The organism is Acidisoma sp. L85, assembly GCF_009765865.1.
Taxonomy (GTDB): domain Bacteria; phylum Pseudomonadota; class Alphaproteobacteria; order Acetobacterales; family Acetobacteraceae; genus Acidisoma.
This window is the reverse complement of record NZ_LMUQ01000084.1, coordinates 58,500-82,394: the sequence shown is the minus strand read 5'-3', so window position 1 is coordinate 82,394 and position 23,895 is coordinate 58,500. Positions and strand designations below refer to the sequence as shown.

Below are 23,895 nucleotides of genomic sequence, written 5' to 3'. Positions count from 1 at the left end.
CCTGCACGCGGACCCTTCGAAATGCGCGCCCGCCTCATTCGCGTGGCGGTGGCTGGCCCGCTCGCCGCCGCCACTATTCTGCTCTCGGCCTGCACCACCACGCCCCGATCGCCGCAACTGACCAAAGTGCCACGATCCACCCAGGGCGCTGCCGCGATGCTGGTGCGGATCGGCGATTCCATGCGCGACAGCGGCGACCCGCAGGGCGCCATCACATTGTATCGGACGGCCAACCGGCGTGATCCCCGATACGCTGTCTCGCTAATCCATATGGGCGAGGCCTTCAACATGCTCGGGGACGCTCCCCAAGCCGAAGCGGCCTTTGGGGCCGCAGCGGTCCTCGCGCCATACAACACTGAGGCGGAACGTGGCCTCGCCATTGCTTTGCTCCGCGAAGGTCGCGTCAACGAGGCGCTCCCGCTGCTGCAACACCTCGACGGACGAGCACCTGACGCCGACCTCCTGCTGGCCGAAGGCACGGCGCTGGATATGACGGGACGGTCGCGGGAGGCGCAGGCGGTCTATCGCCGCGCCCTTAAAATCGCTCCGGCGGACGCGCGGCTCCATGGCAACCTCTCGTTATCCCTGGCCCTCGTCGGCGACCTGCCAGATGCCCTGCATGAGATGGCCCTCGCCATCGACGCGCCCGAACCGGATGCGCGGGAGGCTGCCAACGCGGTGATGGTGCTCACCCTTGCGGGGCAGCGTCAGCAGGCCGAGGCACGGGGCCGCGACACCGTCGGCGCGGCTGAAACCGAGATTCTGATCGCGCGGGCCGAATCCGCCCGCGGGGCGCCGGATGCCATCGGTCGCGCGCGAGCGCTCGGCATGATCCAGGGCTCCTGACAGCGTCACCGCTCTTTTACATCGAACCGGCATACGCCACATCCGTTGGCAATTAATTTCGAATACGTTATGTATTGGGTGGTGCTGACCTGTAAGGATCGCCGCGATGAAGCCCAATCCCACCATCTTCCTGGCTTTCGCGATCCTGGTCGGCTCGGCCGGGGCCGCCCTCGCTCAATCCTCTGCTGACTCCAACGTGCTAGCAGTGCCGGATGCGGCGCCTCCCGTCCCCAAGCTGCCGCCCGCCGCCAGTCTCGTCGTGCCGTCAGCCGCCAGCGCAACTGTGCCGCCGGAGGTGCCCAAAGCGGCGCCTCCCACAAAAGCCACCGGCCATCACCACGGCAGCGCCGCAATGAACGGCTACCTGCAGCGGCTGCACGACCAGATCAAGGTCACGCCGGACCAGACGCCGCTCTGGAACAATTTCGCGGACATCATGCGGGACGGCGCCGCCGATACCGGCCAAAGCTACCGGGACCGTCGCGCCAAGCTGCCGAGCTTCAACGCCATTGAGGACATGAACAACTTCGTCGCCCTCGAACAGCAAAGGCTGGACACCCTCAAGCAAAGCGCCGCCGCCTTCGAGGTCCTCTATGCCGCGATGCCGCCCGCACAGAAAAAACTTGCCGACACCGTCTTCCGCGCCGAGTTGCCGGGCGGTCCTCATGCGAAGCGGAAGTAGCCATCCCGGCACGCCGGTTGCACCGCGAGCCCTGAGCACGCTATAGGCGGCGCTTCCGCGCGACCGGTCGTATCGGTGGCGCCTCAGGAACGGAAACCATGAAGCAAGACATCCACCCCGACTATCACGAGATCAACGTCATCATGACGGATGGCACCGCGTTCAAAACGCGGTCCTGCATGGGCAAGGCCGGGGATACGATCCGTCTCGACATCGACCCGAAGTCGCATCCGGCCTGGACTGGCCTGGAGCGCATCGTCGATACCGGCGGCCGGATCGCGAAGTTCAACAAGAAGTTCGCCAGCATCGGCGTCCGCAAAGAATAGCGCCGTTACGCGCCCACACGGAAGCGCGAGATTTTTGGAGGCCGCCCCTTGAAGCAGGGGGCGGCCTTTTCTATTTCCGGGGTGTCGGGGGCGCCCATTGCGGGCCCCGGATGATCCAAGGACCGGCCCGATTGGGCGGTCCGTCCACAGCGACCTTGCTTTTCAGGAGGTTTCAGATGACCCGCGATTTCACGCGACTTTCGACCAATGCCATCGGCTTCGACCGCTTCCTCCATATCCTGGACGGTCTGCAGGACGGCGGCTCCACCACCACATACCCGCCCTATAACATCGAGAAGACCGGCGAGGACGCCTATCGCCTCACCGTCGCCGTCGCGGGCTTCGCGCCCGAGGATCTCGATGTGACGGTCAAGGAAAACACCCTCTTCGTCTCCGGCCGCGTCCGCGCGCCGGAAGGCGAGAAGGTTGCGACCCTCTACCGCGGCATCGCCGGCCGCGCCTTCGAGCGCCGCTTCGCCCTGGCCGACCACATTGTCGTGGAGGGCGCGGATCTCACCAACGGTTTGCTCCATGTCGGCCTCAAGCGCGTCGTGCCCGAGGCGCTCAAGCCGCGCCGCATCGCGATCGGCAGCAACCCCGAGGCGAAAACCATCGCCAACGAAAGCCAGCCCACCGCTCAGGCGGCGTAACTGAAGCTCGACCCTAGCACTCGTCATGGCACGCGAAGGCCTGCCATCCACGGCTTGCCTTGTGAAGCAAGCAAAGCCGAGAATGCTCTGCCGTCGCAAAGCATGACGGGTAACAGGGGGCGGTTCAGACCAAGCGATCCTGCGCAAAATCGGAAAGGGCCGGGAAACCGGCCCTTTCTGTTGTGCAACGTCCCACCGCCTTAACGTCCGTCTCATTCACGGAACCTTGACCCGATTAAGTGCTTCCGGCCGCCACGATGAGCCGCCAGGGATCGACCTTGGCGTCCGGGCCAGAGATAAGAGCATGGTAGATAAGCCGGGAGGACAGGGCGCTGCGTCGGTGGAGGATAAGATTCCGGCTGCTTGCTGGCTTGCGCATGGCGGGCGCCCTCGCCACGGCCGCCTTGATCCTGGCGCCTCCTTTGCGCGCGGCCGATCCACAGCCCTATGCGGTGACCTTCGAGCCAACCGGCGACAAGGCGCTCGACAAGCTCGCCGCCGCGACCTCGACGCTCGCCACCCTGAGAACCAAAGCGCCCGTCGGCCCCTTCGCCCTCATTCTGCGCGCCCGCGCGGACGAGGCCCGGCTGCTCAGCGTGCTGGAGAGCGAAGGTTTCTACGACGGCACCGTGGTCATCAAGATCGACGGCCACGATCTCGACGACCCCGACCTTCCGGCGCTGCTCACGAAATACTCCGCCGCTGTCGCGGTGCCCGTCACCGTCACGCTGACCCGCGGCCCGCTCTTTCACCTCCGCAACGTAACGCTGAAGGGCGATGTTCCCGCCGCTGCCCGAGCCGCGCTCAACCTCAAGCCCGGCGACCCGGCCTTGGCCGCCGAGGTGGTGGCGGCTGGCGTCCGGCTGGAATCGGCTCTGCTCGATGAGGGCTATGCATTCGCCAAAGTCGCCCCGCCGGACGCCTATGAGATCCCGGCCGCCCATGCGCTCGACGTAACCTACAAAGTCACCACGGGTCCGCGCGTCGATATCGGCGCCGTCTCCATCGCTGGTCTGAAGTCTGTGCATGAAGGCTTCGTCCGCCGCGAACTCGACGTGACGCCCGGCGAGCAGTTCAGCCCGACGCGACTCGATTCGGCCCGCCAGGATCTCGCGGGCCTCGGCGTCTTCTCATCGGTCCGCGTGGTTCCCGGCACCGCGCTCGATTCGCAAGGCCGGTTGCCCGTCACCTTCGCCGTCACCGAGGCGCCGCCCCGCACCGTCAGCCTCACCGCCGGATTCGCGACGGATACCGGCGGCACTTTCGGGGCGAGCTGGACGCATCACAACTTCTTCGGCAATGGCGAGAACCTGACGCTCAGCGCCGCCGTCACCGGCCTCGGCGGCTCCGCCAGCGATGGGCTCGGCTACAATGTCGGCGCGGTCTATACGCTGCCCGCCTTTCTGCAACGCGACCAGAGTCTCAGCTTCAATGTCGGCGCGTTGAAAGAGAACCTGGAAGCCTATGACCGCACGGCGCTGCTCGCCGGCACCACACTGACCCGCAAGCTCTCGAAATATCTCAGTGGCAGTGTCGGTGCGACGATCATCGGCGAGCAAGTCGAGCAAGAAGGCACCACGCGGAATTACGGGCTGTTCCAAATTCCGCTGACGCTGAAATACGACACCACAAATTCCCTCTTCGACCCCACCAAGGGGGTGCGCGCCACGGCCGCCGTGACGCCCACCGAATCCTTCGTCGGCAACGGCGCGACCTTCACCATTCTCCAGCTTAATGGCTCGACCTATATCGATCTGAGTGGCGGCGGCCGCAGCGTGGTGGCGCTGCGAGGCCTTGTCGGTTCTGTGCAGGGCGCCACCACCTTCGAACTGCCGCCTGATCAGCGCTTCTACGGCGGCGGCAGCGCCACCATCCGGGGCTACAAATACCAATCCGTCGGCCCGCAGTTCAAAGACGGCAATCCCGTCGGTGGCACCGCCATCGATGCCGGCACGGTCGAGTTCCGTCAGCGTTTCGGCAAAAGCTTCGGCGCCGCCGTCTTCGCCGATGCGGGCCAGGTTTCGGCCTCCTCCGCACCTTTCAACGGCCCGCTGCGGGTCGGTGCCGGTGCCGGCCTGCGCTACTACACCCCGATCGGACCCATCCGCGTCGATGTCGCGGTCCCGCTCATCAAACAGCAGAATAGCGATGCGCTCGAAGTCTATATCGGGATCGGGCAAGCCTTCTGATGCGCCTGCTCGGCCGCATCGCGAAATGGCTGGGCATCGTGGTCGGCGCGGTGCTTCTGCTCGTCCTCGTGCTGATCGGCGGCGTCATCATCGCCATCAACCTGCCGGCCGGACAGCGCGAGATCGTCGCCCTCGCCAACAAACACTCCAACGGCATCTTCCGCATAGACGGCCTCTCCGGCAGCATCCCGACCGACCTGCACCTCGCCCATGTCGAGCTGCTCGACCACGACGGCGCCTGGCTCACTCTCGACGACCTCACCCTGCGGCTGTCCCTAGCGCCGCTGCTGCACCGGCGGCTGGTGATCGACGAAGTGCACGCCGCCAGCGTCACCATGCTCCGCCTGCCGCCGCCCAGCACCACACCACCACCGGCCCCGGAAAAGCCGACCACCACCATCTCCATCCCCTCCTTGCCGGTGCAGATCTTCCTCAACCGTCTCGCGGTGGATCGCATTTCCGTGGCGCAAGCCGTCACCCACACTGCCGCGATCAATGTCGGCGCCGAGGGCTCGGCCAGCGTGACGGGGCGCGACGATGGGTCGGTCAAGCTCGCATTGCACGACCTCGACGGCAGCGGAATGTATACCGTCAATGGCAGCCTGAGCGGCAACGCGCTTACCGCGCATCTGGCGATGGACGAACCGCCTAAAGGAATGCTGTCCCGCCTCGCCTCTATGCCGAATCTCGGCGCGCTACATCTCGCCGCCGACGTCTCCGGTCCGCAAACGGCAGAGGCACTTGCGCTCACTTTGACGGCGGGCGACCTCAAGGCCGGGGCGCATGGCGTCATCGACCTCGCCGGACAGGCCGCCAAGCTCGCGATCGACGCCCATGCGCCGGCGATGGAGCCGAAGCCCGGAATGGGCTGGCAGAAGGTCGATATCGCCCTCAACACGGACGGTCCCTTCACTAAGCCGGCCGCCACCGGCCATATCACCCTGGAAGGCCTGAAGGCCGCGGGCGTCAGCCTCAAGGCGCTGAACGCCGACATCCAAGGCTCGACCGGCGCCGTCTCGCTACACGCGACTTTGGCGGGACTCGTGGCACCCGGCCTGCCCCCCGATCTGCTTGGCGACACGCCCATCACCATCGCCGCCGCAGCCACGCTGGACGCGCCCGATCGCCCGGTGAAGCTGACGGTGACTCACCCGCTGCTGACCCTCACCGTCACCGGCAAGACGAAGCCGGATCTCGCCGCCGATGTGGTGCTCGACCTGCCCGCGCTCGCCCCCTTCGCCGCCATCGCTCACCAGACAATCGCCGGCAGCGCCCGTATCACCGCCCATGCGACGCGCCCGGCGGACGGTTCCACCACCACCGCCCAGCTCGCCGCCGATATCCACCTTACCCAGGCCATCCCGCAGGTGATGGCCCTGACCGGCGGCGACGTGCACCTGGCGCTTGAAGCGGCCATGACCCAGGCCGCCCTACAGCTCTCCAGCCTCACCGTGCATGGCAAGGATATCGACCTCACCGCCCATGGTAGCCGGCAGACGGCGTCGCAACAGCTCGTTTTGGCTTGGACCCTCGCCCTCCGCCGCCTCGCCGATGTCGCGCCCCAGGCGACCGGCGTCATCGCCATGACAGGCGAAGCCCATGGCACGCAGACGGACCTTTCCGTCACCACCGACACGACCGGCACCGTCGGCATGGCGCAGGCCAATCGCGCGGTGGCCTCCCTCAGCGGCCCGATCGCGCTGCATATCGAGGCGACGGGCCTGCCCTCGGCGCCACAGGCGAAGATCCGGCTCACCGGCAAGCCCGCCGGTTCCCCGGCCGATATCGCGATCGACGTCGCGCGCGGCGCGGATGGCGCCATGGCCGCCACCATCGACCGTGCCTCCTGGAAAAGCCTCAGCGGCGCGGGCAAAGTCGCCCTGGCCAAAGGCGCCACCCTGCCGAGCGGCACGCTGTCCCTCGCCATTACGCGGCTCGCCGATTTCGGCTTTCTGATCGGCCAGCCGGTCGGCGGCAGCCTAGCGCTGAAGCTCGATGCGCCGCCCGGCCAGGCCGCCCATCTCGACCTCAAGGCGAAGAACCTCGTCTTCGCCCAGAACAGGCTCGGCGCGTTATCAGTGGTCGGCGACGTGCGCGATCCCGCCAAGAACCCGAGCATCTCAGCGCGCATCACAGCCGATGGCATCGCCGCCGCCGGCATTCACGGCACGGCGCGCGCCACCGCCGATGGCCCGCTCGACGCCCTTGCGCTGACGCTCAACGCCAATCTGCCCGACCTCAAGGGCGCCCCCGCCAGCGCCGATCTGCGCGCCACGCTGGATGCCAAGACGAAACGCCTCGCGCTCGCGGCGCTCAACGCCGCCTGGCATGGCGAACAGCTCCGTCTCCTCAGCCCGGCGCGAGTCGACTTCGGCGCCACGACCGGCGTCGATCACCTGCGCCTCAGCCTCGGCACCGCCACGCTCGACGCTTCAGGCACCGTCAAGCCCAACCTCAACCTCCAGGCGACCATCGCGAACATCACCCCGGCGCTGGCCAAGCCCTTCGCCCCCACCCTGCATGCCGCCGGCCGCATCGATGTCGAGGCCAAGCTCACCGGCAGCCTCGCCGCCCCGGTTGGCACCGTCACGGTGCGTGGCGCCGGCCTGCGGCAAACTGTCGGCACCGCCGCGTCCCTGCCGCCGGCGAATATCAACGCCACCGTCCGCCTCGCCGGCAAAACCGCAACGGTCGATGCGCGGCTCGACGCAGGGAGCGGCGGCCACGTCACCGTCAACGGAACCGCGCCGCTTTCCGCCACCGGTTCACTCGCGCTCCATACGGCCGGCCGGCTCGATCTCGCGCTCGCCAATCCGATCCTGGAAGCAGCCGGCCGACGCGCCCGCGGCATCCTGACGCTGGATATCGCCATCGCCGGAACCGCCACGGCGCCGCGCATCTCGGGCACCGCCAATCTCGACCACGGCGATTTTCAGGATTTCGCGCAAGGCATTCACCTCGCGGGCATGACGGCACGGCTGCGCGCCGCCGGCGACCAACTCGTCATCGACAGCTTCACCGCGCAGGCAGGCACCGGAACCATTGGTGCCAGCGGACGCGTCGGCGTCACCGCGCCCGGGCTGCCGCTCGACATTACAGTGACCGCCCACAATGCCGCGCCCATCCAAAGCGATCTGCTGACCGCGCGGATGGATGCGAATGTCCATGTCGGTGGCTCGGTCGCCAACGGCATCTCTGCGAAGGGTCTCGTCCGCATCGACCGCGCGGATATTCAGGTGCCCGACAGCCTGCCTCCCAGCGTCGTCGTGCTCAAAGTTCACAGGCCCGGCGACAAGCCAGCACCGCCCGCCGGGCCGCCCCTCGCCATCGCCCTGGACCTCACGCTGGAAGCGCCGCGCGGAATCTTCGTACGAGGCCATGGTCTCAATGCGGAACTCGGCGGCCGCATGCATGTCGGCGGCACCCTCGCCGAACTCGTGCCGAGCGGACATTTCGACATGATCCGCGGCAATGTCTCGCTCGTCACCGCGACGCTCACCTTTACCAAGGGGCAAGTCGGTTTCGACGGCGGCAAGATCAGCGACCCGTCGATCGATTTCGAGGCGACTTCCATCTCCGGCACCGTCACCGCGACGCTCGCCGTCACCGGCTATGCGAGCGCGCCGAAGATCGTTCTGAGTTCGAACCCCACGCTGCCGCAGGATGAAGTGCTTGCCTATATCCTTTTTCACCGCAGCTCGACGCAGCTCAGCCCGTTTCAGATCGCCGAGATCGCCAGCACGCTCGCGTCTTTCGCGGGCGTCGGCGGTGGCGGCGTAGGCGGCATGCTCAATACCGTGCGCCAGGGCCTTGGACTCGACCAACTTTCTGTCGGCGACAGCAGCTCTGCCACCGGAGCCGTGAATACCAAGAAGCAAAGCGCGCCGACTTTGCAGGCAGGCCGCTATGTCGCGCCCGGCGTCTATGTCGGCGCGATCCAGGGCACCAACGGCGGCAACACCGGCGCTCAGGTGCAGATCGATATCGCGAGAGGATTGAAGCTACAGACTCAGGTCGGCAGTGACAGCAACGGGCTCGGCGTCACCTACCAATTCAACTATTGACGGTGGGCGCACGCCTCTCGGCAGGCGCCAAAGGATGCGCGATTAGTAGTGCGCCTTGACCGCGAGGCGCCAACGAATCGGATGTTCGCTATGGCGCCGGTGTTGATGATGATCATCCGATGGCAGCCGGTTGGAAAACTCGGAGACGACGCAAAGCGCACAGACCTCGCATCGATACACGCCGGCGTAAGGGGCTTCCTGGCCGGGTGGAAAAAGCATGTCGTATTCGGGGCCGGATTCGAGTTCGAGGAAGCTTGCCTCCTTGAAATAGGCCATTCGACGACTTTCTCCAATCACTCTGCTCGCTTAATCGAGGTTTTTGCTGAGCGGGCGCAAGCATCCCAGCGTTGTTGATCACGATGGAGACGCAACCACAGGTAGCAATCGGCCATTGGCGGAACTCGAAGCAAACAAAATTTTTTTGGAAAACGCCGGAATTCTCTCCAGGCTTAATGCGCGCGGTTATCGCCCGAGGCGACGCGACCTCACACCCCACATCACCGGGATCAGGATCGCCGACAAGATCAGCGCGATGCCGATCAGCCCGGCGGGTGTCGCGCGCGCCGTCGTCCTCAAGGTGACGTGGTCCGTAATTCGAAGCTCCACCGTGGCTTTCAGCTCCTCCGGATGTTGAGCGCTGGTGGCGTTCTCGTCAGGTGTCATATCCCCGTCTCCTCGTCCCGATCGCGGCAGACTCGAAATGCGAAATGCACAGCGATCAAGATAGCCTACGGAAGCGCCGCGCCAACCTCCTTGTCGCGGCCAAACACTCTGATCAGATTAAGCCCCATCCGCACGGCGCGCTCGCAGAAAGTCCAGCAAACTCGTTCCGGCATTGCGAATATGTTGCGCGAGCAGCTTGGCGGCGCGCCCCTCATCGCGATCCCGGCACGCTTGCAGCAACGCGGCATGCTCATCCTCCGCGCGCGATTCGCCAGAGGTCAGAAGAAGCTGCATGCGCGTGTAGCGGTCCGTCTGATCGAGGAGGCTCTGCGCAAGTCCAAGCGAGCGCGGGCGGTTGACAGGCTGATACAACGACAGATGAAAAGCCGTATTCAACGTTCCCCAGGCGACCACGTCACGTTGTGCGAAGGCCCAGCCATAGTCGGCGAGGATCTTGGCGGAGTTCGCAATCTCTCGATCCGTCAAAGCACGGCAGGCTCGCGCGATAAGGTCCGGCTCGATCATCGCGCGAAGATCGAATAGCTCCGCGATTTCTTCGAGCGATAGCACCGACACGACTGCCCCGCGATGAGGTGCGATGGTCAGAAGCCCCTCCGCCTCCAGGCGGCGAAACGCCTCGCGCAGCGGTATTCGGCTAACACCTAGCTCAGCGGCCAAAGTCTCCTGACGCAGTTGCCTCCCCTCGGGCAAACCTCCCGATAGGATGCGGGCACGCAACGCATCCGCCACCTGATCCACCACGGTCAACCGCTGTATCGTGTCGCTCGTCGCAACATCGGCGCCGCTCACCACTCTGTTCTCCAAAGCGCGTTCCCCGTGGATAAACTACCTGCTGACTATTGTATCCAGCATTCCACGACGGAATTTCTATTACTCTTGAGACGGACTCAGGTTTCCACAATCATTGCGGAACAACCGTCTACCGCAGACAGGAATCCGGTGAAATGCCAGTCCCGGCGTGCAAGAAATTAATTGACGACTCGGTCATCGGCCGACCGAGGAGACTTCTGCGCTAGCCTTACACGACACAGAGCGGTTGCTGGTCGTGGCCAATAGAGACTCAAACATTGCAGCGCATCTTCGGCTCGGCATCGGCCGTGAAACAAATTCGCGAAGAGACCCCGTTGCCGGGGCCCCGCGAGCGCAGCTTACTGAGCAGTCGTCGCCGGCGCCATGGTGCCCGCCGGTGCCATCGTGCTTGTAGACTTCTTGTGGTGATACCGGTGCCGGCGGCGATGCGCCGCGCCGCCGGCCTTCTGGCCGTTCGCCGATGACAAGCCCCCGCCTGCGGTGCCACTGGTGGGCGAGACGCTGTTGCCGGTTACTGTGCCGAGCTGGCCATTGGAAACCGCTCCGGGAGACGCGGCGCGGTTCGTGGCGGGCGGGACATCGGAGCCCGATGCCGCCAGAGTCGCCGTGATACCGGCGGGCGCGAGAAAGAATGCCGACGCCATCGCAAGGGCGCGGAAATGCCGCATGACTTAATCCTCAAGTGTTTCGTTAACGGGCGGGAGCGCCGCGCTGCCCGAAGATAAGATGACGCTCAGTGAGGAGAAGACCGCGGAACCCCTTAAGTTTTCACAACTTCCGAGCTGCGCCCCATTGCCCTACACATTTTCGCTGGTGGCTCGTCACTGAAAGTCCAATGAACGCGCCCGCGAGGCTACAGCAGGCAAAGCTCCTTGAGCGCGCGCCTCAGCCCGCTCGGCAGGCTTTGCCCATACTCCGCCCCCGCGACCAGATCGGGCGGCGCGTTAGCCGCTTCCAGATAGCGCCAGCCCTGGAAGGGCTTGGCGATCCGGCCATCCAGCTCGATGAGTTCGGGATCGAGGATCAGCGCCGCGCAATTCGATCCATCGGACCGGTGATCCGGCCGGATATCGATGATACGCTGCCGTATCGTGATTACCCCGCCGATAACCCAGTAGAGCGAGCCGCCATCCGTGACCTCCTCGGCCCGCTTGGGACTATGCCGGGTGCGGTGGCGCAACGGCGACTCGGCCGCCGCGCGCTCCTGCTGGACCTGCCGCAGATGCGCCGAATCGCGGATTCCCACCGCCACTTTGAGGAGATTAACCATTCGCCGTGATCTAGCCCGCTCGCGCCGACAAACAAACCCTAACCATTTCGGCCAGACTTCGCCTTGTCATCACACCAAGCTTGACAGGCCTACCCCGCACTCTGCGACACTCGGCTCGTCCTTCAGGAGCTCAATGGCGCCCTTGCGCTTGACCGTCAGCACGCGGAACGCGATTGGTCCCCCGCCCCGCCTTAGTGCGGCGGCCAGATCAGGATCCTTCGCCCGATGAAGCTCCCCGTGGAACCGCGCCTTTCGCCCGTCACGCCGCGCCGCCGCCTGCATGTCATCACATGGGGCTGCCAGATGAACGTCTATGACAGCGGCCGCATGGCCGATGTCCTGGCACCGCTTGGTTATACGGCCGCTGATGGCCCGGCCGATGCCGATATGGTCATTCTCAATACCTGCCATATCCGCGAGAAAGCCGCCGAGAAGGTCTTCTCCGAACTCGGCCGACTGAGGCTGATCAAGGAAGAACGCGCGGCGGCGGGCAAAAGCACCATCCTCGCGGTCGCCGGCTGCGTCGCCCAGGCCGAGGGCGCCGAGATCACCGCTCGCGCGCCCTATGTCGACATCGTGCTCGGCCCGCAGACCTATCACCGCCTGCCCGAGATGGTCGCCCGCGCCCACCGCGCCGCCGGCCCGGTCATCGAAACCGACTTCCCGGTCGAGCAGAAATTCGACTTCCTGCCCGAGCAACAAGCCGCCCCCGGCGCGCTGACGGCCTTCCTCACCGTCCAGGAAGGCTGCGACAAATTCTGCTCCTTCTGTGTCGTCCCCTATACGCGCGGGGCCGAGGCCAGCCGTCCCGCCGCCTCCGTCCTGGCCGAGGCACGCCGCCTGGTCGCGAATGGCGCGCGGGAACTCACGCTGCTCGGCCAGAACGTCAACGCCTATCATGGCGAGGGCACGGATGGCCGCGACTGGGGCCTCGCCCGCCTCATCCGCGCGCTCGCCGAAATCCCCGGCCTGGTCCGGCTGCGCTACACCACCTCCCATCCGCGCGACATGGAGGATGATCTCATCGCCGCGCACGGCGATGTCCCGGCGCTGATGCCGTTCCTGCATCTTCCCGTGCAATCCGGCTCGGACCGCATCCTCGCCGCCATGAACCGCAAGCACACCGCCGATGATTACCGCCGGCTGATCGATCGCCTCCGCGCGCATCGCCCCGACCTCGCACTCTCGTCGGACTTCATCATCGGCCATCCCGGCGAGACGGCCGTCGATTTCGCGGCAACGATGCGGCTGATCGAGGATATCGGTTTCGCCCAGGCCTATAGCTTCAAGTATTCGGCTCGCCCCGGCACGCCCGCCGCAGGTGCTCCGGGTGTCGTGCCGGAAGGCGAGAAGGACAATCGACTCGCCGAACTCCAGGCGCTGCTGCGCGATCAGCAGACCGCCTTCAACGCCGAGTGTACCGGCCGCGTCATCGATGTCCTGGTGACGCATGCCGGCCGGCGCCCGGGCCAGCTCGGCGGTCGCTCGCCTTATCTACAAGCGATTCATTTCGATGGCCCCATGACTCTGTTGGGGGAGGTGGTGCCCGTGAAGATTACCCACACCAGCACCAACTCTCTTTCCGCCGCCCTTATCTTCACACCGTCCAAACAGGAGCTCGCGCCCGCTTGACCCAGATCTCCGCTGCTGACCAGCCGCCCGCCACACCGCCCCCGACAGGGCTTGGTCGAGCGGTCACACTGCAGTTCGGAAACAACGCCCTCTTGTCGCAGCTTCTGGGCGATCACGACCGGCACCTGATGCGCATCGAGCAGGCGCTCGGGGTACGTCTCGCCTGCCGCGGCAACCGCATCGCCATCAGCGGCGATCCGGAGCAGGTCGAGACCGCGCAGGCGGCGCTCAACACGCTTTACAGCCGTCTCGAACGCGGCCAGCAGCTCACCGGCGGAGACGTCGATGCCGCCGTCAGGCTGAGTGCGCGCGGCTCCGACCCCCGTCTGCCGCTCGCCGATCTGCCCGCCATTCGCACCCGGCGCGGCGCGATCCAGCCGCGTAGCCCGGGCCAGACCGCTTACATGGACATGCTGAGCCGTCACGAAATGGTCTTCGGCGTCGGCCCCGCCGGCACTGGCAAGACCTACCTCGCCGTGGCCCAGGCCGTCGCGATGCTGCAGACCGGCCAGGTCGACCGCATCATCCTCTCGCGCCCCGCCGTCGAGGCCGGGGAGCGGCTTGGCTTCCTGCCGGGCGACATGAAGGAGAAGGTCGATCCCTATCTCCGCCCGCTTTACGACGCGCTGAACGACATGATGCCCGGCGATCAGGTCATCCGCCGCATGGCCGCCGGCGAGATCGAGGTCGCGCCGCTCGCCTTCATGCGCGGCCGCACCCTCGCCCATGCCTTCGCGATCCTCGACGAGGCGCAGAACACCACGCCCATGCAGATGAAGATGTTCCTCACCCGCATGGGCGAGGGCACGCGCATGGTCATCACTGGCGACCCCACCCAGGTCGATCTCCCCACGGGCGTGACCTCGGGCCTTGCCGACGCTTTGGCGACCGTCGAGGGCGTGCAGGGCATCGGCGTCGCCCGTTTCGGACGGCAGGACGTGGTGCGCCATCCGCTCGTCGGCCGCATTGTCGAGGCCTATGACCAGCGCGCGACGGCGGCACGGGATGCGAAGCGGGACTCGCGGCCTACCCCGGTCCCCCGCGAGCGCGGATAGTGGAACCTCCAAGTCCCCCCGCCGCCCCGCGCATCTTCATCGAGGAGCGCGGGTGGCGGCGCCTGGTCCCGAACCTTGAGCGTTTAGTTCTGCGCGCCGTCGCCGCGGCGCGTGCCGCGGCGCCCGGAGCCGCCGTGAGCAGTGTTGTGCTAACCAGCGATCGCATCGTGCAGATCCTGAATACGCGCGACAGGGGACGCAATAAGCCGACCAATGTGCTAACCTATGAGCCAGCCAATCCCGGCGCCGGCGGCAATATCATTCTGGCTCTCGGCGTCATCCGGCGGGAAGCCGCCGCCGAGGGCCGCCCCCTGGCTCATCATCTGGCTCACCTCCTGGTCCATGGCGTGCTTCACCTCGATGGCGAGGACCACCACCACCCGGGCGAAGCGATGCACATGGAGATGAGCGAGGCCCGCATCCTGCGCCGCATTGGCGTTCCGAACCCCTGGAAAGGACGATGAGTACCCCTGACCAATCTCTTTTCGCGCGCCTCCTGCATGTGCTGGGACGCCGCGGAACCGAACAGACCCTGCGCCAATCGATCGCCGAACTGGTGGAAGAGGCGGCCGTATCGCCGGAAGGCTCGGACGAGGCGCCTGAACTCGACCGCCAGGAACGCCTGCTGATCGCCAATATCCTGCGGCTGCGCGGTACAATGGCGAATGACGTGATGATCCCCCGCGCCGATATCGTCGCGTTGCGCGCGGATCTCACTTTGGACGAGACGCTGCACCGGCTGCGGGAGGAGCAGCACTCAAGGCTGCCGATCTACCGCGACCAGCTCGACGACATTATCGGCATGGTCCACATCAAGGACGTCTTCGCCTATATCGGCCGGCCGGAGGAATTCTCGCTCGAGAAACTGCTGCGCCGCCCGCTCATGGTGGCGCCCCAGGCCCCGGTCCTCGACCTTCTGGTCCAGATGCGCCAGGCGCGGGTGCATCTCGCCTTGGTGGTCGATGAATATGGCGGCATCGACGGTCTCGTCACCATTGAGGATCTGGTGGAGACCATCGTCGGTGACATCGCCGACGAGCATGACGAGGTCGAGGGACCGCTCGTGACCGAGCGTCAGGACGGCACGCTGGACGTCGCGGCACGCTGTTCGATCGAGGATTTCGAGGAGCGGCTGGGTCCGGTGCTGACGCCGGAGGAGCGCGCTTCGTCAATCGATACGGTCGGCGGACTTGTCTTCACGCTGGCGGGCCGCGTGCCGGCACGCAACGAGATCATCACCCACCCGCATTCGGGCATGGAGTTCCAGGTATTGGACGCCGATCCGCGTCACATCCTGAAGGTGCGCGTCTGGCCGCCCCCGCCCAAGGGCGAGACCGAAGGGGCCGCGGCCGCCGCCTGACCTGAAACATGCGCGCCCTGTTTGACCGTCTCGCTCGGCCGGGCGCCGCGCGCGCCATCCTCCTCGTCCTGGCCTCGACGCTGCTCTATGCCGTCGGCTACGCCATCACCAAGACGCTGATCGACACATGGCACTACGGTGCCGTGCAGCTTTTCGTGCTGCGCTCGGTCATCAGCCTGGCGCTGGTGATGGGGATCGGCATGGCCCGCCGAAACCTACGCGTCTCGCCGAGCCGTCTTCTCCGCCCACCGCAAGCCTGGGCGCAGCGATTTGCGGCGGCGGCTTTGGTGCTGTCCAGTGTCCTGGCGTTTCTCGCCTATGGCCTGCTGCCGATGACCATCGCCAGCGCTTTCGGCTTCACGGCGCCGCTGCTGGTGACGGGTCTCGGCGGGCTGGTCCTGCGCGAGCGCGTGCCCGCCCTGCGCTGGGTCGCGGTCGCGATCGGCTTCCTCGGCATGCTGCTGATCGTGCGGCCCAGGGGCGGCGCGCATCTGCATTGGCTCGGCATCGCCGCATCACTCGGCGCGGCGCTGACCTATGCGATCTACCAGATCCTGATCCGCCGGCTGAAGGACGCGGCGACCACCGCCGATGCCGTAGCGCAAGCGGCGCTGGTCGGCATCGTGCTTCTCGGCGTGCCGATGCTGCTGCTGTGGCGGCCAATCGGCCCGCTCGCCGCCTTGCTGATCCTGGCCGCCACCCTCGGCCAAACGGCGGGCCTCGCCACCATCGCGGCGGCCATCCGGCAAGGCCAGGTCTCTCAGCTCGCGCCTTGGCAGTACAGCGGCATCCTATGGTCCGTGCTGCTAGACGCGACTCTCTTCGGTCATCTACCGCACGGCCTCGCACTCGCCGGCATCGCCCTGATCATCGCTGGCGGCTTGATGGCACGATCGGGCAAAGCCGCCAGCTAGAGCGGGGCGTCTTTGGTTTGAACCGTCCTCACTCCACCACGTCATGCGCGGCGCAGGCCGAGCATCCACGCCTTCGCATGCCATGACGGATCTCCCGGCGCGGTTCAATCAATAGATCATCGCACCCCAGGATCACAAAAGCTCAGCGGCCGTCTCGATGTCTGCGAACAAACACCCTTCCGTCATGCGCCGCTACGGCCACCCCGGCAGGGGCCAAGTGTCCACGCCTTCCGAGCTCGTAGCGTGAGCGCGAAGGCGCGGACTTGACGATGGCGAAGCGCCGTCGCTCTGCCTATGCCGCCTTCGCGATCAGCCCATGCGGATCGATCACATACTTCACCGCCGCGCCGGCATCGAAGGTCTCGTAGCCCTTCGGTGCTTCCTCCAGCGAGATCACCTGGGCATTAACGATTTCGGCGATGTTAACGCGCCCATGGAGGATCGCCTGCATCAGGTTGCGGTTGTAGCGCAGCACCGGCGTCTGGCCCGTGTGGAAGCTATGCGCCTTCGACCAGCCCTCGCCGAAACGCAGCGACAGGCTGCCCTTCTTGGCGGCATCGTCCACGGCGCCCGGGTCGGCCGTCACGTACAGGCCCGGAATGCCGATGGCGCCGGCCGCGCGGGTGATCTCCATCATCTGGTTCAACACCACCGCCGGCTGCTCCCCACCGGAATGGCCGCGCGCCTCGAAGCCCACCGCGTCGATCGCGGAATCGACCTCCGGCACGCCGACCACCTGGGCGATCATCTCGCCGAGGCGGTCATGCTTCCCGAGGTCGATCGGTTCGAAACCCATCTTCTTGGCGTGGGCCAGCCGGTCCTTGTTGAAATCGCCCACCATCGTCACCGCCGCGCCCAAGAGCCGAGCCGAGGCGGCAGCCGCCATCCCCACTGGTCCCGCGCCCGCCACATAAACCGTGGAACCGACGCCGACCTTGGCGTTCACCGCGCCATGAAAGCCGGTCGGGAAGATATCGGTCAGCATCGTGAGATCGCGGATCTTGGCCATCGCCTGAGCCTTGTCCGGGAATTTCATGAGGTTGAAGTCGGCATAGGGCACCATGACGTAGCGCGCCTGCCCGCCGATCCAGCCGCCCATATCGACATACCCATAGGCGCCGCCCGGCCGCCCCGGGTTCACCGTCAGGCACACGCCCGAATCCTGCGCGCGACAGGTGCGGCAGCGCCCGCAGGCGACATTGAACGGCACGGAGACCAGATCGCCTTTCGCGACCATCTCGACGTCACGCCCCACCTCGATGATCTCGCCGGTGATCTCATGGCCCAGCACCAGCCCGGCCTCGGCCGTCGTCCGTCCGCGCACCATATGTTGATCGGATCCGCAGATATTCGTCGCGACGATCTTAAGGATGGCCGCGTGTTCGATCTTGCGGCCGTCGGGCGCCTGCAGCTTGGGGTCGGGGATATCCTGCACTTCGACGTGCTTGGGTCCGAGATAGACGACGCCGCGATTGCCGCTCATGCGAATGCTCCCTGTGCTCTCGGCCCATCTCACCCGCCGGAGCACCCTCCGGCCGCGGGCCTTCGCCCCTAGCCTGGGACTTTCCGCCAATCACTTCAATGCCCCGACCCGACGCACCGGTTGAAGCCTGCCGCCTCGGCCCAAGCTTCCGGAAAAGGCAACGGGAAGACGAGCATGGGGCGGATTGTCGTGATCACCGGATCGAGCGCCGGCGTCGGCCGCGCCACCGCTTTCGAATTCGCCCGGCGCGGCGATGACGTGGCCCTCCTCGCCCGCAATGCGGAGCGGTTGGAGGATCTCGCCGCCAAGCTGCGTGCCATGGGCGTGCGCGCTCTCGCCATTCCAACCGATGTCGCGGATTCCGAAGCGGTCAAGCAGGCCGCCGACCGGGTGGAGAACGAACTCGGCCCCATCGATGTCTGGATCAACGCCGCCATGGCAACGATCTTCGGCGCCGTCGGCACCATCAGCGCCGCCGAGTTCCGCCGCGCGACGGAGGTCACCTATCTCGGCCAGGTTTACGGCACCGTCGTCGCACTGGAACGCATGAAAACGCGTGACCGCGGCACGATCATCAATGTCGGCTCAGCGCTGGCCTATCGCTCGGTGCCGCTGCAATCCGCCTATTGCGGCGCGAAATTCGCGGTGCGCGGCTTCACGGACTCCCTACGGTCGGAGTTGCTGCACGACCGCTCCAGGATCCACCTCACGATGGTGCACTTGCCGGCGGTCAACACGCCGCAATTCGACTGGGCAATGAACAAGACCGGCCACCGCGCCCAGCCGGTGCCGCCGATCTTCCAGCCGGAGGTCGCCGCCCGCGCCATCGCTTTCGCCGCCACCTGCCGCCGGCGAGAGGTCTGGGTCGGCTTTTCCTCGATCAAGGCGATCGTCGGCAACATGATCGCGCCCGGCCTGCTCGACCACTACCTCGCCCATTTCGGCTACAGCTCCCAAATGGCCGAGGAACGGCTGCCGATGAACCCGCCGTCGAACCTGTTCGAGAGCGTGCCGGGCCACGCGACCTCGCATGGCCGCTTCGACAGTCAAGCCCGGCCGCAAAGCCTGGAGATGGCGACCAGCCGGCACCGCAACGCCATTGCTGCGGGGGTGATCGGCCTCGGCCTTCTCAGCCTCGCCCGCCTGTTGCGCCGCCGCTCAGGCTGAGGCTGCGGCGCGCCGCCTGGGGTTGCTCAGGCTCGGGTGAGGTGCGATTTTGCCGTAGCGCTACAGTCCGATGCCCTCCGAGACACGCAAGGAATGCTGCCCTATGGCCAAAATCAAGGTGAAGACCCCCGTCGTCGAGCTCGACGGCGACGAGATGACCCGGATTATCTGGGGCTTCATCAAGGACAAGCTCATCGTCCCCTATCTGGACATCGACCTCAAATATTACGACCTCGGCATCGAGTATCGGGACCAGACGGACGACCAGGTGACGGTCGATGCCGCCAACGCCATCAAGCAATATGGCGTCGGCGTAAAATGCGCGACCATCACGCCGGATGAGGCGCGTGTTACCGAGTTCGGCCTCAAGAAGATGTGGCGCAGCCCCAACGGCACGATCCGCAACATCCTCGACGGCACGATTTTCCGCGAGCCCATCATCTGCAGCAACGTGCCGCGCCTAGTGCCGCATTGGAATGAGCCGATCGTCATCGGCCGCCACGCCTATGGCGACATCTACCGTGCCGCCGAAACCAAAATCCCCGGCCCAGGCCGCGTCACTCTGAACTATGTGCCGGCGGATGGCAGCGCTCCGCTGGAACTCGAAGTCCATGACTTCAAAGGCCCCGGCGTCGCACTTGGCATCCACAACACCCTCGCCTCGATCCAGGGCTTTGCCCGCGCAAGCTTCAACTACGGGTTGTCGCGCAAGTATCCCGTGTATCTCTCGACGAAGAACACCATCCTCAAAGCCTATGACGGCATGTTCAAGGACACCTTCGAGGAAATCTTCAACGCCGAGTTCAAGACGCAGTTCGACGCGCTCGGCATCACCTATGAGCACCGCCTGATCGATGACATGGTCGCCAGCGCGCTGAAGTGGAACGGCGGCTATGTCTGGGCCTGTAAGAATTACGACGGTGACGTGGAAAGCGACATCGTGGCGCAGGGCTTCGGTTCGCTCGGCCTCATGACCAGCGTGCTGCTCAATCCGGATGGCACGGTGATCGAGAGCGAGGCGGCCCATGGCACCGTCACGCGCCACTATCGCGAGCACCAGAAGGGCCGGCCAACCAGCACCAACCCGATCGCCAGCATCTTCGCCTGGACGCGCGGCCTGATCTATCGCGGCCGCTTCGACAATACGCCCGATGTCACCGCCTTCGCCGAAACGCTGGAGCGCGTTTGCGTCGAAACGGTCGAGGCCGGGTTCATGACGAAGGATCTCTCCAGCCTGATCTCCCGCGAGCAGCCCTTCCTGACAACGCAGGACTTCCTCGCCAAGCTCGACGACAACCTCCGCGCCGCGATGGCGAAATCCTGAGAGGCCAAGCTTAGGATGGGCGCGGTCTGGAGCCGGATGTCTTTGGCTTGAACCTTGGTCATTCCCTCGCGTCATGCTCGGCGAAGGCCGAGCATCCACGCCTTGCTTACTCCACGAAGGCATGGCGTGGATGGCACGCCTTCGCGTGCCATGACGGATCTTTGGATTGGCCGCATTGGCAGGCTGCCCACATAGCCCATCTGAGGTCTGAGTAAGTCCACGGGAGACCATCGATGACGCGACGCAAGGGCTACGGAATGTCGGACGCCTTCCGCCTCGCCCTGGATGTGCCCCAGGTGATGGCAATGCGCCTCGCCAAAATCGGACGGGGCGGTGCTGCCAGCCACACGGAATCGCGGCGCATGGTGACCGAGAAAGTCCAGGCAGCGGCCGAGGCGCAGATCCTGCTCTGGCAAGCCGCCGTCACCGGCAAACCCGATAAGGGCGCGGCCGCCGTGACCCGCCTCTACCGGACCCGCGTCGCCGCCAATAAGCGGCGTCTCAAGAAAAGCTGAGTCTCCCGCCGCATTATTCGCCAACTGCGGACTGAACAGAACAAGATCACGCAAAGGCCGGACCCCGTTCCGGCCTTTGCCATGACAGGCCATACCTTCCCAGCCTCATGGACAAATGGCACGGTTCTTGCTGTGACTGTTGCATGAGCAGCGTTGTGACCGAAGCCGCCGCGCCCCCGCCCCTTCGTGATGCGCCCGTGGCAACGCGACGGCGCCGATCCTTCGCCAGCCGTGCCCTGACGCCCCGCGCGCCCGTCTCCCGCACCGTCGCCCTGATCGCCGGCGTCTCCGTCTGGCTCGTCGTACTGCTGGTCTGGTCGATCCTCACTTATGGCGGGGTGATGCCGGATATCTTCCTGCCGACCCCGAGCGCTGTGGTCATGCGCACCATCTCGGTCATTCAGGACGGCAGCATCTGGCCGAATATCTGGGCGAGCGTGCAGGTCATCCTGCTCGGTTTCTTCATCTCGTCGATCGTCGCCGTCCCGCTCGGCATGCTGATGGGCACCTTCCGCCTTGTGCAGTCGGCGCTGGAGCCGATCGTCAATTTCATCCGCTATCTGCCAGTCACGGCTTTCGTGCCGCTGTTCATCCTGTGGATCGGCTTGGGCCTAAGCCAGCGCGTGGCGATCATCATCTTCGGCACCTTCTTCCAGCAGATCGTCATGATCATGGACGTGGTCCGCACGGTGCCCGAGGATATGCTCAACGCCTCCTATACCCTCGGCGCTTCCCGCAAGGACGTGCTGCTGCATGTGCTGCTGCCGGCGGCGCGGCCGGGCATCATCGACACGCTGCGCATCACCATGGGCTGGGCCTGGACCTACCTCGTCGTCGCGGAACTCGTCGCCGCCAGCAGCGGTCTCGGCTATATGAGCATGCAGGCGATGCGCGGCTTCGAGGTCGATGTGATCTTCATGGCGATCGGCATCATCGGTTTGCTCGGCCTCATCACGGATTCCTTCTTCCGCCTGTTGCGCCTGCGCTTCGCGGGCTGGGCGCAATGAGCGCTGTTCTGACGTCAGAACCTCGCCAGACCGCAGGTACCGGTCGGTTGCAGGCGCGGCATGTCGAGCTCAGCTACGTCACCGGCAAGCAGACGACGCTCGCACTCGACGGGGTTTCCTTCGAGGTCGCCGACAAGGAATTCGCCGTCATCGTCGGCCCATCCGGCTGCGGCAAGTCGAGCCTGCTGTACCTCGCGGCCGGCCTCATCGATGTAACCGGCGGCGAGATTGTGGTCGGCGGCAAGCCGGTGGATGGGCCGGGCCTCGATCGCGGCATGGTCTTCCAGGCCTACACGCTCTTCCCCTGGCTGACGGTCGCCGAGAATATCGAATTCGGCCCGCGCCGGCGTGGCGTTCCCGCGAAGGAACGCCGCGAGATCGTCGCGCATTATCTGTCCGAGGTCGGGCTAGTCGCTTTTGCGCAGCATTATCCAAAGCAACTCTCCGGCGGCATGAAACAACGCGTCGCGATCGCCCGTGCGCTCGCCAATGATCCGCAGATCCTGCTGATGGACGAACCTTTTGGAGCGCTCGACAGCCAGACACGCTCGGTGATGCAGAAGCTGTTGCTGCGTGTTTGGGAACACACACACAAAACGGTGCTGTTCGTGACGCATGATATCGACGAAGCGGTGCTGCTCGGTGACCGCGTGCATGTGATGACCGCGCGGCCGGGGCGCATGAAGGAAACGATCGATGTTCCGATCCCCCGCCCGCGTTCGCTGGAAATGGTGATGGACCCCGAGTTCATCGCCATCAAGCGCCGCATCCTGCATCTGCTGCAGGATGAGATCGACGAGGACCACTGATGTCATCGCACAGATCGGCCGCCCTGTTTCGCCGTCTTGCGGTTTCCAAAACCCATTCTTAACAACAAGGGAGTTAACGTCGATGACCGGACTAGGATCTCGCCTCGGCCGACGCGCTCGGCGCACGGCTGCTGGCTTAGCGGCGACAGCGCTCGCCGGCCTTGGCTTCGCGTTGCCGGCACAAGCAGGACACCTCACGGTAACCATGACAACCTGGGTCGGTTACGGCCCGATGTTCCTCGCGCGCGACCTTGGCTACTACAAGGAGAAGGGTCTCGACGTCGATTTGCGGATCGTCGGTGATTCGACGCTCTCGATGGGCGCCATGGCGGCCGGGCAGATCCAGGGCACCGCGGTCACGCTCGACGAAATTCTCAAGTATCGCTCGAAGGATTTCTGCTTCAAGGCGGTGATGGCGCTGGACGACAGCCATGGCGGCGACGGCATGGTGACGGGCAAGGACGTCACCAGCATCGCCGACCTCAAAGGCAAGTCGATCGCCATGAACGAGGGCTCGACGAGCCAGTTCTGGTTCAACTATCTGCTCGCGCAGCAGGGCATGACACAAAGCGACTTCAAGGTGGTGAACATGACGGCAGACGCCGCCGCCGCCGCCTTCATCGCCGGCCGCATCCCCGCCGCCGTCACCTGGGAACCCAATCTCTCCTTCGTGCGAGAGCACAACAAGGGCAAGGTTCTCGTCAGCAGCGCCTCGACGCCAGGCGTCATTCTCGACGTGCTGATCTTCCGTTGCGATGTCATCCAGAAGCAAGCGGCGGACGTAGATGCGATGGTCTCGGGCGTGCTCAAAGCCGTCGAATACACCAAGACGCATCAGGCGGAGGCTTATGCCGATATGGCGAAAAGCGTCGGCGGCTATCTCTCCAAGCCAGCGGATTTCACGGCTGCCGCGGGCGGCGTGAATTTCTATGATGCGGCGATGAACAAGAGCTATTTCGGCACGGTGCAGAACCCCGGCCCGGCCGATAAGGTCATCACCCTCGGCCTCGACATCTGGGGCAAGCTCGGCAAGATCAAAATGCCGGTGACTTATCCGACCGTCATCGATCCGCAGTTCATCGATAAGTAAAATTTCGGAACTTGGCTA

Annotated in this window: 23 protein-coding genes; 17 read left to right on the top strand and 6 right to left on the bottom strand. The window is 65.4% G+C overall.

Annotated features, from left to right (window positions below; genetic code table 11):
• The 6 genes from GSQ83_RS28225 to GSQ83_RS28200 all read left to right on the top strand — a co-directional run.
• Nucleotides 1-846 (top strand): tetratricopeptide repeat protein (locus GSQ83_RS28225; protein ID WP_216850615.1); only part of this gene is annotated, 846 nt, incomplete at its 5' end.
• Between the two features lie 106 nt (nt 847-952).
• A complete protein-coding gene (locus tag GSQ83_RS28220; RefSeq protein WP_158806290.1) occupies nt 953-1,528 on the top strand; it encodes a Spy/CpxP family protein refolding chaperone in 576 nt (191 codons plus the stop codon).
• 98 nt (nt 1,529-1,626) lie between these two features.
• Entirely contained in the window at nt 1,627-1,854 is a 228-nt protein-coding gene (gene rpmE, locus GSQ83_RS28215) for a 50S ribosomal protein L31 (protein ID WP_158806288.1), read from the top strand.
• A gap of 176 nt (nt 1,855-2,030) precedes the next feature.
• Nucleotides 2,031-2,504: an Hsp20 family protein gene (locus GSQ83_RS28210; protein WP_158806286.1), complete on the top strand. Its 474-nt coding sequence runs from the start codon at nt 2,031-2,033 to the stop codon at nt 2,502-2,504.
• 377 nt (nt 2,505-2,881) lie between these two features.
• The gene (locus GSQ83_RS28205; RefSeq protein ID WP_158806284.1) at nt 2,882-4,693 is read left to right on the top strand and encodes an autotransporter assembly complex family protein; all 1,812 of its coding nucleotides are present in this window, start codon (nt 2,882-2,884) and stop codon (nt 4,691-4,693) included.
• Complete coding sequence (locus GSQ83_RS28200; protein ID WP_158806282.1) at nt 4,693-8,757, top strand: translocation/assembly module TamB domain-containing protein; 4,065 nt, start codon at nt 4,693-4,695, stop codon at nt 8,755-8,757. The genes GSQ83_RS28205 and GSQ83_RS28200 overlap by 1 nt, the downstream gene beginning before the upstream one ends.
• Nucleotides 8,758-8,799: 42 nt before the next feature.
• Here the strand turns inward: GSQ83_RS28200 and GSQ83_RS28195 are convergent, their stop codons facing one another.
• The 5 genes from GSQ83_RS28195 to GSQ83_RS28175 form a co-directional block, all read right to left on the bottom strand.
• Nucleotides 8,800-9,033 carry a hypothetical protein gene (locus tag GSQ83_RS28195; RefSeq protein ID WP_158806280.1) on the bottom strand — a complete coding sequence of 78 codons (234 nt, stop codon included), beginning with the start codon at nt 9,031-9,033 and terminating at the stop codon, nt 8,800-8,802.
• A gap of 186 nt (nt 9,034-9,219) precedes the next feature.
• On the bottom strand, nt 9,220-9,420 hold the full coding sequence (locus GSQ83_RS28190) for a hypothetical protein (protein WP_158806278.1): 201 nt from the start codon (nt 9,418-9,420) through the stop codon (nt 9,220-9,222).
• A 117-nt stretch (nt 9,421-9,537) separates the two neighbouring features.
• Entirely contained in the window at nt 9,538-10,230 is a 693-nt protein-coding gene (locus GSQ83_RS28185) for a GntR family transcriptional regulator (protein ID WP_158806276.1), read from the bottom strand.
• Nucleotides 10,231-10,589: 359 nt separating this feature from the next.
• A complete protein-coding gene (locus GSQ83_RS28180) occupies nt 10,590-10,919 on the bottom strand; it encodes a hypothetical protein (RefSeq protein ID WP_158806274.1) in 330 nt (109 codons plus the stop codon).
• A gap of 185 nt (nt 10,920-11,104) precedes the next feature.
• Nucleotides 11,105-11,521 carry a DUF1489 family protein gene (locus GSQ83_RS28175; protein WP_158806272.1) on the bottom strand — a complete coding sequence of 139 codons (417 nt, stop codon included), beginning with the start codon at nt 11,519-11,521 and terminating at the stop codon, nt 11,105-11,107.
• Nucleotides 11,522-11,746: 225 nt separating this feature from the next.
• On the opposite strand from GSQ83_RS28175, the gene miaB reads away from it, so the two are divergent.
• Genes miaB through GSQ83_RS28150 form a run of 5 tightly spaced genes read left to right on the top strand, consistent with a single transcriptional unit; the run spans nt 11,747 to nt 16,482 of the window.
• Nucleotides 11,747-13,153: a tRNA (N6-isopentenyl adenosine(37)-C2)-methylthiotransferase MiaB gene (gene miaB, locus GSQ83_RS28170; protein ID WP_158806271.1), complete on the top strand. Its 1,407-nt coding sequence runs from the start codon at nt 11,747-11,749 to the stop codon at nt 13,151-13,153.
• Nucleotides 13,150-14,208, top strand: coding sequence for a PhoH family protein (locus GSQ83_RS28165; protein WP_371418091.1), 1,059 nt, complete (start codon nt 13,150-13,152; stop codon nt 14,206-14,208). The genes miaB and GSQ83_RS28165 overlap by 4 nt, the downstream gene beginning before the upstream one ends.
• Entirely contained in the window at nt 14,208-14,672 is a 465-nt protein-coding gene (ybeY, locus tag GSQ83_RS28160) for an rRNA maturation RNase YbeY (RefSeq protein WP_158806270.1), read from the top strand. The genes GSQ83_RS28165 and ybeY overlap by 1 nt, the downstream gene beginning before the upstream one ends.
• Nucleotides 14,669-15,568 carry a hemolysin family protein gene (locus GSQ83_RS28155; RefSeq protein ID WP_158806267.1) on the top strand — a complete coding sequence of 300 codons (900 nt, stop codon included), beginning with the start codon at nt 14,669-14,671 and terminating at the stop codon, nt 15,566-15,568. Before ybeY ends, GSQ83_RS28155 begins: the two co-directional genes overlap by 4 nt.
• An 8-nt stretch (nt 15,569-15,576) precedes the next feature.
• Nucleotides 15,577-16,482: a DMT family transporter gene (locus GSQ83_RS28150; protein ID WP_158806260.1), complete on the top strand. Its 906-nt coding sequence runs from the start codon at nt 15,577-15,579 to the stop codon at nt 16,480-16,482.
• A gap of 292 nt (nt 16,483-16,774) precedes the next feature.
• Here GSQ83_RS28150 and fdhA read toward each other — a convergent pair whose 3' ends face one another.
• Nucleotides 16,775-17,965, bottom strand: a complete 1,191-nt coding sequence (gene fdhA / locus GSQ83_RS28145) for a formaldehyde dehydrogenase, glutathione-independent (protein ID WP_158806258.1) — start codon at nt 17,963-17,965, stop codon at nt 16,775-16,777.
• A 174-nt stretch (nt 17,966-18,139) separates the two neighbouring features.
• On the opposite strand from fdhA, the gene GSQ83_RS28140 reads away from it, so the two are divergent.
• The 6 genes from GSQ83_RS28140 to GSQ83_RS28115 all read left to right on the top strand — a co-directional run bounded on the left by GSQ83_RS28140 (nt 18,140) and on the right by GSQ83_RS28115 (nt 23,877).
• On the top strand, nt 18,140-19,132 hold the full coding sequence (locus GSQ83_RS28140) for an SDR family oxidoreductase (protein WP_158806256.1): 993 nt from the start codon (nt 18,140-18,142) through the stop codon (nt 19,130-19,132).
• A gap of 103 nt (nt 19,133-19,235) precedes the next feature.
• Nucleotides 19,236-20,456, top strand: coding sequence for an NADP-dependent isocitrate dehydrogenase (locus tag GSQ83_RS28135; protein ID WP_158806255.1), 1,221 nt, complete (start codon nt 19,236-19,238; stop codon nt 20,454-20,456).
• Between the two features lie 233 nt (nt 20,457-20,689).
• Complete coding sequence (locus GSQ83_RS28130; RefSeq protein ID WP_158806252.1) at nt 20,690-20,971, top strand: hypothetical protein; 282 nt, start codon at nt 20,690-20,692, stop codon at nt 20,969-20,971.
• A gap of 143 nt (nt 20,972-21,114) precedes the next feature.
• On the top strand, nt 21,115-21,978 hold the full coding sequence (locus GSQ83_RS28125) for an ABC transporter permease (protein ID WP_158806251.1): 864 nt from the start codon (nt 21,115-21,117) through the stop codon (nt 21,976-21,978).
• Nucleotides 21,975-22,787, top strand: coding sequence for an ABC transporter ATP-binding protein (locus GSQ83_RS28120; RefSeq protein WP_158806249.1), 813 nt, complete (start codon nt 21,975-21,977; stop codon nt 22,785-22,787). Before GSQ83_RS28125 ends, GSQ83_RS28120 begins: the two co-directional genes overlap by 4 nt.
• An 82-nt stretch (nt 22,788-22,869) precedes the next feature.
• Complete coding sequence (locus GSQ83_RS28115; protein ID WP_158806247.1) at nt 22,870-23,877, top strand: ABC transporter substrate-binding protein; 1,008 nt, start codon at nt 22,870-22,872, stop codon at nt 23,875-23,877.
• Nucleotides 23,878-23,895: the final 18 nt, after the last annotated feature.